The sequence below is a fragment of the Aquibium sp. ELW1220 genome, assembly GCF_030398385.1.
In the GTDB taxonomy this organism is placed as follows: Bacteria; Pseudomonadota; Alphaproteobacteria; order Rhizobiales; family Rhizobiaceae; genus Aquibium.
The window spans coordinates 26,588-36,237 of sequence record NZ_JAOAOQ010000052.1; the positions used below are offsets into that span (position 1 = coordinate 26,588).

The 9,650-nt window shown below is 61.3% G+C and carries 6 protein-coding genes and 1 pseudogene; 3 read left to right on the plus strand and 4 right to left on the minus strand.

Translation table 11 applies throughout. The annotated features are described in order from the left end of the window. The first annotated feature begins 3 nt into the window (after positions 1–3). On the plus strand, positions 4–615 hold the full coding sequence (locus N1F91_RS27645) for a conjugal transfer protein TraH (protein WP_289996929.1): 612 nt from the start codon (positions 4–6) through the stop codon (positions 613–615). A 124-nt stretch (positions 616–739) separates the two neighbouring features. Here the strand turns inward: N1F91_RS27645 and N1F91_RS27650 are convergent, their stop codons facing one another. From N1F91_RS27650 to N1F91_RS27660, 3 genes are all read right to left on the minus strand, one after another. Beyond that, complete coding sequence (locus N1F91_RS27650) at positions 740–2,128, minus strand: M48 family metalloprotease (RefSeq protein ID WP_289996930.1); 1,389 nt, start codon at positions 2,126–2,128, stop codon at positions 740–742. 117 nt (positions 2,129–2,245) lie between these two features. Continuing rightward, complete coding sequence (locus N1F91_RS27655; protein WP_289996932.1) at positions 2,246–2,692, minus strand: hypothetical protein; 447 nt, start codon at positions 2,690–2,692, stop codon at positions 2,246–2,248. A 117-nt stretch (positions 2,693–2,809) separates the two neighbouring features. Next, positions 2,810–4,486, minus strand: a complete 1,677-nt coding sequence (locus N1F91_RS27660) for a phospholipase D-like domain-containing protein (RefSeq protein WP_289996933.1) — start codon at positions 4,484–4,486, stop codon at positions 2,810–2,812. Between the two features lie 80 nt (positions 4,487–4,566). Between N1F91_RS27660 and N1F91_RS27665 the strand changes: the two genes are divergently transcribed. Together N1F91_RS27665 and N1F91_RS27670 are read left to right on the plus strand one after the other, a co-directional pair. Further along, positions 4,567–4,887 carry a nitrilase-related carbon-nitrogen hydrolase gene (locus tag N1F91_RS27665; RefSeq protein WP_289996939.1) on the plus strand — a complete coding sequence of 107 codons (321 nt, stop codon included), beginning with the start codon at positions 4,567–4,569 and terminating at the stop codon, positions 4,885–4,887. Positions 4,888–5,109: 222 nt separating this feature from the next. Then, positions 5,110–6,665, plus strand: a pseudogene (locus N1F91_RS27670) (ISL3 family transposase). 45 nt (positions 6,666–6,710) lie between these two features. Here N1F91_RS27670 and N1F91_RS27675 read toward each other — a convergent pair. Further along, entirely contained in the window at positions 6,711–9,413 is a 2,703-nt protein-coding gene (locus N1F91_RS27675; RefSeq protein WP_289996935.1) for a CHAT domain-containing protein, read from the minus strand. Positions 9,414–9,650: the final 237 nt, after the last annotated feature.

Consider the following 9,650-nt stretch of genomic DNA (forward strand, 5'->3'; position numbering starts at 1 on the left):
GCCATGCTCGATACTGCTTTCCTCGAGACCTGCGCCGATCCGGGCGTGAGGATCGAAGTCGTTGAGCGCTTCGTCTCCGCAGTCGGCACCGAAAACCCGCTGGCGATTTCCATCACCTCCGGCAATCGCGTCATCCTGCCGGAGCCGCCAACTACGCCGGAGGAGGCAGCCCGCTTGGCACAGCGCTTCGTCGGTACCGCGGTGGTGAGGGCCGGCATCACGGGATTCCCTGTCGGCGCCGGGATCTCCGACGCCTCGGAGATCACCGCTGACATTTTCGACGTTTGCAAGAACATCGGTATGGGCACCGCCCTGTTCGGCAAGGTCTATCGAGTGGTCGCGCACGCCCGCCGCGCCGAAGACGGGACCGTGCTTCGAGACGCGCTCGAGGCCTGGAGGACGGGGCAATTCGAGGGTGCCTATGTTTTCGCCGAGCCGGATCCGGGACCACTGCTGGCGGAAGCCGACGGGCAGGAAAATTTCGAGCTCGGGCCGGAGCCGGCGCCAGCCGAAGAAGCCGCCGCGTCACCGGAGCCGGACGCCGACGATCCGAACACGGCAGGAATTCGGGTCATGTTGCCGGCGAGTATCGGGCGGCAAGATGGACTGCCATGATCTCGCACTTCGAACGTAGCGGATTGCAGAAGATGAATATTCGAGGTTCGATCGACCTTTCGGTGGCCAGTTCATCACCGCCCCCGCCATCGGTCCGAAACTCCCCGGTACTTGATGTCTGCCGTCAATTCAACTGCGCCGGAACGAGGAACCAGGCGGCGGTCGAAAGCTGTAGAAGCGAAGGCAGGAGGCACACAGCCAGAGACGTCGGCGTCGGTGAGGTCCCCTTCGACCAGATCAGTCGCGCCAGGAAGGCCGCGAAGGCAAACCCAAAAATGCCGGCAAGATAGATGACCGGCCGTTCCGGATCTTGCGCGATCCAAGCTGCCAGGTTCCAGTTCGCCTCGCTGATCTCCCATAGAAAGGTCTGGCTGCTGAGAAGGGCAAGGATTGAACCCAGTGCATAGAGGAGACTGGTCTGAAAGAAAGTCGCAAGCGTATGGCCGTTCCGCGTTTGCAGCATGTTCAAGCGGCGGATAACCAAGAAGTTGGCCACCGCACAAAGCGCGATTGCCGATCCTATGATGCCCCAGACCATCTCGGGATATCGTGTCAGTTGTGCCAGCAGATGAACCTGGCGCTCGGCCAGAGATGAGACGTCGACCGAGGACCCGACCAGCAGCAGTTGCAGTGCCATTTCGATCACGGTCGCGGCGAAGAAACCCTGGATGACGACTGTTACCAGATCGGCCCGGAAGGCGGCCTGGCGTTCGGCAAGGGCCATCGTTCTGGTGCTGGCATGGGGGTGTTCATTGACGAGACTGTAAAGCCATCTGAGCGGGGCCGACAACCTCGCCGATGCCATCCCGGCAAAGGCTCCGGAGTTGGCACCCGAAACCGAGGCTGCGACAGCGTCGGCAAGAAACTCGCGCAAGCGCATGGCAGCGCGATGCTCGAGAAAGAGCAACGCTGCGAGAGATCCGAGCGCGACGGTATTGGTGGCAAGAGGTAGAGCCACACCCCGCAGCGCGAACCATACCCCGTCCGCGCCAAACCCACCCCCAACAATCAGCGATCCGACGACATTCCAGAGCACGCGGCAGAACGCGCCCACCATGAAGAGTCCACCGACGAGGTAGGCTGAGGTGATCCAGACGTCCGAGCGGTAATCATTCGCCGCCAGGTGTGCGAGCTCGTGCGCGAGGCGGAAGCGGAACGCGGGCGGATTTGTCTTCGCCTCGATCAGCCGGCTCGCCGGCAACAGAACCGTCGGGCGACCCGCCGATACGAGCGAAGTTATGTCGGCACCAAGCACGCCACCCGTTATGCGCACTACCGGTCGTACACCAAAGCGGGCTGCGAGCTCCTCGACGATTGCGCCGACGGTAGGGCCAACGGGCACGCTCTTTGAGAGCCGCGCAACGGTGCGCCAGGTCAACACCGAAGAGAGGCCAATCACCGCACCCATCGCGACGACGAAAAGCGCCATCGCGTGAAGGATGTGCGTGAACGGTCCGCCGAGGGGCATCACCAGATCCGTCAGGATGTCGGCATAGGTGCTGGCGAGCAGCATGCTCGGAATTATCGAGGCAAGCAGAAGCACCAACAGCGTTCGAAGGAGCGACTCCTGCCGCATTGCTGTGATCGCAGCGGGCCGATCCGGAGATGCGTGCAAGAGCCCCATCGCATCCTATGCGCCCAGTCCGAGCTGCTTGATGACCGCGCGGCGCAAGCGTTCCTTGCCTTCGGCCGAAATTCCCACGCGCTCGGCATCCCGATCGACGATTGACAGGATCTCTAGGCGTCCGGCGCTCGTCAGTACGCCGTCGAGGCTCTCTTTTGCCGGCGCGCCGATCCAGCGCTTGAGGCGGTCAGCGGCCGTGTCCACGACGAATTTCTTCGCGACCTCGCCGCTCCATTCGAGAAGCTTGTCAAAAATCACCCGGCCCACAAGTACGGCAGCCACGCCGAGCGCGCCCGCCAATTCAGGCGGTAGGCCGAACCCTGTTCCAACGCGGCGATTGGCCGGCGCGGTGTCGATGGCAGCTTCATAGGCATCCACGAATTCCGCCTCGTCAGGCGCAACTTCGGTTAGCAGAGAGAGCGCAAACTCTTTTTGTGCACCAGCTTCGGTCATCCTACCTCCCAACTAGATCACCCGGGGTTCTAGATCTTCCATGCTTGAAGACGATGGCCACCCGCGTGGCAGACTATGACGCAGAGTGCTAAGATTATCGAGGTGCGTGACCCTCTCCTAAAACCTGCGAGCGAAAAACTGACGGCGGGCGGACCGCTCCGCGTCGCCGAAATAGTCCGACCACCAGTCATCAGTTCGCAGCGGCTTTGGCGGATCATCGGCAGAACGCCATTTAAGCGACTCGCGAAAGGCGTGGTGCGAGTAGAGCCGCATGAATTCGCCGAGATAGATATCGGCCACACGGGTGTTGCCGACTACAACGAGCATGTTTTCGTCGTTCTGCTTGGTCGATGCGTTGCTGAAATTCGCTGATCCGGCAATGACAATTGGCCTGTCCGACATCGGATCGACCAGCATGAACTTGTTGTGCACGTATTTGACGTTGCTGTTGAGGCCCAAGAGACGCTCCTTGACCCAGCCATCGATCTTGTTGGTGGCGATCAGCGAGCCGATCGCAAAGGTGTTCTGCGGCATGTTGCGCAGCACCTGAATCGCTTTTTCCTCGGCCTTGCGCTCCGGACTGTCCTTCTTCAGGGGCCGCGTCGCCTTCTCGAGCAAGGCGAGGCGGAAAGAGGCCGCGCTATTGCGATACACGTCCTTGAAGAGGTCATGCATACCGAAGGCGAAGGTCATGAACACCCCTTCCCGGGCGCTCATCGCGACGTCCGCATACCATTGAAGTGCTGTCAAATCCGATCGCGGACTGAAGATCACGTTGGTCCCGATCGAAGGCGGTATTGCCGGTAGCGGAGAGACGTCCTCCGTTGTCCCTTTCAGCGCGCTGCTCGGCGGGTCATCGTGTAGCGCGGTCCAGTACCGCAGATAGAGATCGGCGACATCTGAGTCTTCAACGACATGCGCGACATTGGAATGGCCGAAGATGCCGCCGTCGGAAAAATTCGTCCCGCCGGTCCACACCGACACCGGAGCGCCATTCTTCAGCTTCACGATGAATTTGTTGTGCGAGATGTAGGACGGGTGGGTCTGACGCTCCGCGCAGTGATCAGCCAACGCAACGCCACCGGCCTGGTCAACGCTTGCGATCGCATCCCGGCTGACCTGCCCTGGTTTGGCTTTGCGCGCATCGTAGACGATCTCGATGTCGACGCCGCGATTGATGGCGTCCTTGAGCACTTTCAGGAATGGCTCATAGTGGAACTCGTAAGCGGCGACGCGCAGAGCGTGGGTGCCGGGAACGGCGTCTGCGACGAAGGCGATCAGCGCTTCGTAGAGGCCCCGCGACAGCCAGATCCAGGCCTGACCGTTCTGTACGTCTTCGGGCCGCCGATTGCCAAAGCGCTCGACGTAAGCCTGCGAGGCCGACACCCCGCAATTGAAATACACATCATGGTCGCCGCCTTTGGGACTTTCGGTGGTCACTTCGACCGCGACTTCCGCAAGGGGGCTGAGGGCAGCGGGCGATCCCTTCAAGGCCGTGACGGTATAAGTGTAGCGATAGCCGGGTTTTGCTGAGTAATCGGCCCACTGAAAGCTCTGGATCGGCTGCTCGTTGGTGGGATATCGCGTTCCCGCCGGAAATCCCGGATCGGTCTCGGCAAAACACTTCATCCCCTCGAGGTAATAGGCCTCGTTCTCTTCGTGATCCGTCCGGTGGATGGCAAAGCCCAGGAAACCATCGCAAGCCGCTTCCGCGAGATCGAAGCCGAGCGTTACCACATAGGTCCCGGCGACAGCGGTAACTCCCAGTGGTCCGTGTTTCTTCCACGTCCGCATGTCGTCCCCCAATTCACCTCAGCTACAATAATAACAGGGTGGATCGTCACAAAAAAGACGGCTGCTATTCTATGAGAAAAATGGAGATTGTGGTGACCAGCACGATCTGCTGGTGCGCGGCCTTGGCTGGGATTGCTGGGTGCGCCTGCAGGAGCGAGAGCGGACTTCTTCGCAGACCGGTTGTGGTAGTCAGCGACGTCCGGGTTGCGACTCTGGTTTACTACGAGCAGCTGCTCATCTGGCCGATGCTTCAATCGGCGCTCAGTACCCCCGGTATCCTTGTCGCGCCTTCAAACGGTTGGTGGACGTACGGCACAAATATCGCGGCCATTCAGATCGCCGCGAGCTCGGCTTGGGCACGCCTGTTTCATCTTCCACTCGTGTTGGTATCGAACAGATGACTAGGCATTTTGAACCGCCCCGGGTTTGCCGGAGGCTCCAACTCCTGAGAAGGTGGAGCCTCCGGCAAACCCGGGGCGGTTCATCCCATGCTCGGAGGCGACGGCGGCTTGACGGGCCGGCGTTAGGGCCGGGTTGTGAATCGGCGTGCAATTTTGGCTCTGACTCAAATCTGATGATTTCGCATGGCCGACTGGCGCTGTTTCACGAAGGGAATCAGCGCCATGGCGAACATCATGCGTTTGTCGTCCCTGATCCCGGCCGGATTGGTTGTCGAGAGTGCCGCCGAGGACGATGGGATGATGGTCGTTTCTGCACGGTCGGCTGCTGAGCGTCGACCATGCCCGCTCTGCGGGCGCTTCTCCGGCCGCGTCCACAGCCGGTACGTCAGGACCATCGCCGATCTGCCGTGTGCAGGCAGGAAAGTCCGACTTCTGCTTACGCCCCGCCGTTTCGTCTGCGAGGCAACTTTCTGTCGGCGACGCATCTTCGCGGAGCGGTTCGAGGACAAGGTGGTGGCCGAACGTTCCAGGCGGACGTCTCGTCTCGAATGTCTCGTTCATCATCTCGGGCTGGCGCTGGGTGGCAGACCGGCCGCCGGCTTTGCCAAGCGACTGATAGTGCCGGTTAGCAACGATACGCTCCTGCGGGTCGTTCGCAGGCGTGCGAGGCTGCCTGAGGCGGCGCTGACGTCATTGGCATCGATGACTGGGCGTGGCGCCGAAACCATCGCTACGGCAGCATCGTGTGCGATCTGGAGCGGCGCCGGATCGTCGCTCTCCTGCCCGACCGCGAGATCGCGACCGTCCGAGCCTGGCTGGCCCAGCATCCGCAGATCGCCGTCGTGTCGCGCGACCGCGGGGGCGGCTATGGTGAGGCAGTGACGAAAGCGCTGCCCGAAGCGGTCCAGGTCGCGGACCGCTGGCATCTCATGGAAAATGCAAGTTCCGCCTTCCTGGACGCGGTGCGCAAGTCGATGCGCGCAGTTCGGGCGGTGATTGGCGCAGCCACGATCAATCCCCAACTCCTGACCTGCGCGGAGAAGCTGCAGTATGAGGGATACCTGCGACGGGAGGAGATGAACGCCGTCATCGCGAGGCTCGTCGACGATGGTGTTCCCATCAAGGAGATCGTGCGCCGCACCGGCCATAGCCGCAAACTGGTCCATCAGGTGATCCGCGGCGAGAGGACGGATATCTTCCGCACCCGGCAGAGCTCCCTCGAGTCGCATCTGCCGGTGCTCGATGAAATGTGAAACGGGGGCTGCCGCAATGGCGTCGAGCTTTGGCGACGCCTGAAGGCCAAGGGCTTTCGCGGCTCGCTGCGCGTGGTCGGCGAGTGGGCGACCCGCCGCCGCTGCGCCGAGCGCGCATCCGACAAGCAACTTCGAAAGGTGCCGTCGGCCAGGACTATCGCGCATTTGATGACGACGGCCCGCGATCACCTCAGCAAATCCGACACGGTGACCATAGCCGCCATCGAAAGGGGCGTGCCGATGCTGGTGGAGGCCCGAAGTCTGATCGACAGGTTCCAGGCGACGATCCGAACGAGGTCAGAGAGCGACCTGAACGCTTGGGCCACCGAGGCCAGCACGAGCCTGGTCGCGTCTTTCGCCAACGGCATCATGCGTGACCGCTCAGCCGTCCATGCCGCCGTCACGGAACACTGGTCGAACGGACAAACGGAGGGGCAGATCACAAGGCTCAAGCTGGTCAAGCGCCAGATGTACGGCCGCGGGAAACTCGATCTCCTGCAAGCCAGGCTGATCGGCGCCGCATGATCATCGAAACTGCGTCAGAGCCAACTTTGCGAGCCGATTGACACACTAGATGCCATTGGCGGTAAAACAGGCCCAATATGATGGATGAGCGAATGGAGTTTCTGGACCGGCTGCGATGGTCTCCGACAGACGCCTCCGCAGCCGATTGGACAGCCTCGCCGTTTCCGACATTTCACCCAGCATCCCAATCGCCTCGTCCTTTGTCAGATTCTGGAGCCTTTTGGTTGCGACAGAGATCGATTCCGGGTTGCTTACGCCGCTAAGCAGATTGCGCAGAAGCTCGCGAGCGAAGATGACACTGGCCAAGTCGTTCGCGACCCACAAGCTGCCCATTACGAAGTTGGCACCTGACAGGAGGAATGCCGTCGGAAAGCCTAGCTGTTCGTCCGATGCAAGGCGTGCCTGAACCATCCCGGTTTCGCACGCGTTCAGACAAACGGTCGCGCCTTTTCTCAAATCGATCGCACCGGCGCGGAGCGCAGCCAGTGTCAGCTGGGCATCGCCATCGAGGAGGATTTGAGACGAGAGGGGATCCCCAGGATTGAAGTAGGCGTGACCGCAGAAGAAGATGCGATCTGCCGTCGCGGACACGCCCTTCAGCCAGCGCAGGCTTTTTCCGGAGGTGACCGTCCCGCCACCCCCCTTGATGAGTTCTGAAAGCATACGCACTTCGGCCGACGCGAAGGGCAGGCTGCTGTCGGAGGTGCCGACAAAGACGTTGTTGCCAGTTTCTGGCGGCAGACGACGCTCCGAAAGCGAACGAACCACTCCGGCCGACGGCGCGTAAGACACGTCGTTGAACGCGGAGCGAAACGATGCAGCTGCATGCAGTGGCAGAGAAGACAATTGTCCGTCGGGGATGAGGATCACGCGGGCAGCGCCCAACTTTTCGAGCCTATCGACCACTGGCCCGATGGCGAATTCATCGATCCATTCAAGCGTCGACACAAGTTTCTGCTTCCAGACATCCAGGAAAGGTTGCCTCATCGGCTCGGGCGTCGCCGGGTTACGATAAAGGCCATAGGCAACCAAGAATCCAAGACCGGTATCCACCCCCCCGGACCCGACTTGGACGAAATCACGGAGATCCGCGGGCAACGTGCTCGCCCCCTTGGTCAACAGCTCCGCGACCGCACTGTGGGTGAGGTTCTTGAGCGAAACGACGTCCTGTTGTGACCACCTACCTAGGGATTTCGGATGAACGATAACCGCGGCGCCTTCCCCATCTTGGCCGGGCACGACATAGATCAGTGACGCATTCAGAGTTGCGGCAAGCGAAGCGACATCCGACCACGCCGTCGGTCGAAGGCGATCAGGGTCAACCGCTTCAACTTCAATCAACGCTTTTTGGAGGGCCTCGGCCTCGGCCATAAGCTCGGCTGTTGCCGTAGAGCTGTGTCGCAAATCGGAAACGGCGAGAAATGCGTCCAGCGCACGCAAGCGTCGGGCCATGGTTACGAAGGTGGCCCGCCCCTCCACGTCGAGATGGCTGGGGACTCGGTCTTCGCGACGCATCGATTGGCGCAGGGAAGCCGCTTTTCCCTGCTCAATGAGTTCGACAGCCAAGGCGACCTCGGAAATGGCGAGCGCGTCCGCTATCAGCTCGCGACGGGTGAGCCCGATGCGGTCCGCAAGCCCCAAAGCACCCCCTGGAACCAGAAGCTGTTGGCCAACAGTCTCCAGCAGCTCTAATCCGTCCTTCAAGCCATGGAGGAGGGCCGCGTGGTCGCCGGACATTCGAGCGGAGAGCTGCCGGGCTTGGAGGTGAGCAACGCGATATTGGTCGACCTCGAAGCGGTGGTGCTCCGACAGTTCAGTCGCTTCCTGCAGCGCCAGTACTGCGGCTTGTGCGTCCCTTACGTATCCCGAAAGTCTTGCCCGTTCCTGAAGTGCAGCGGCGGCGGCGCTGAGCGCCGTACTCCGCTGGACGGGCTGTCCCACGGATGCGCCAACTGCTGAAAAGGCCAGCGCGACTGCCCGATCGAGGACCTGAGTCTTCCCTTCCAGCACGGCTAGGCGGGTAAGTGCTTGGGCCAACCCCAAGTCGACTGAAGGCTTGAAGCTGTGATCATGACCGACAGCTTCATGCGCGGCCTCGTAGGCCGCCACGGCGGCCCCCAAGTCACTGGCGCTGTAGGTCGCCAAGTAGATCGCCATTTGGGCGTTCCCGAGATTGAGGGCCCGCATCGGGAACTCGATATGCTCTTTGGGGGTCGCGTCGAGTGCCTCCCGGAGCACATTGACCCCGCGCCGGCCATCATCAACCGTTCCCAAAAGATGGAATCGGGTTGCGAGGCACATACCCAAGTTGTTCATTCGCGACAACAATGCGGAATGACCCGGTCGTGTCTGAGCAATGGCGCCTTCGGCGTAGAATATCGCACGCTCGAGGTCGGCATGCAGGCCAGAGCGGGAGAAGAGGGCGTGCTCCACGACTGCCCGATCGCTCGCCACTTGAGCGAGTTTGTCTGGAGAGTCAGCGTCGTCATAAACCGAGTCCAGGAGATGCCGCATCTCTTCGACATCGTCCGTATTCCAAGCCTGGAAACGCCAAAACAAAGCCATGGCCAGGTTGAGCCGGCGGCCCCAATTTGCTAGCTCATCCCCAGCGATTGAACACGCTCTGCGGTTTACGTCGACGGCGTCATCGTAATAGTGCCGGTCTCCATAAGCCTCGGCCGCATTGCGAAGGGCCACCCCCAGATTGCCCAACAGCCGCCCCAGCGTTTCGTCGGAGACGCCTTCCAACCGCGAACCAACCTGCATAACTTGCAGCGCTTGGGCAAGGTCAGTCTTGTCTCCGCCAACTTTGAAGCGCTGTAGGAGGCAGCCCCCGCCGACGCCAAGAAGCGCCGCCTACCGGTCTAGCCCGTCTTATTCATGAGTTCGCTTTCGCGGATGACGCCGGTCGATGGTACGCGGGCAGTCGAGGCGTCTCTTTCACCGCGGGCGGATCTGGACTTGTAGAACGCGCTGGAGGTTGAC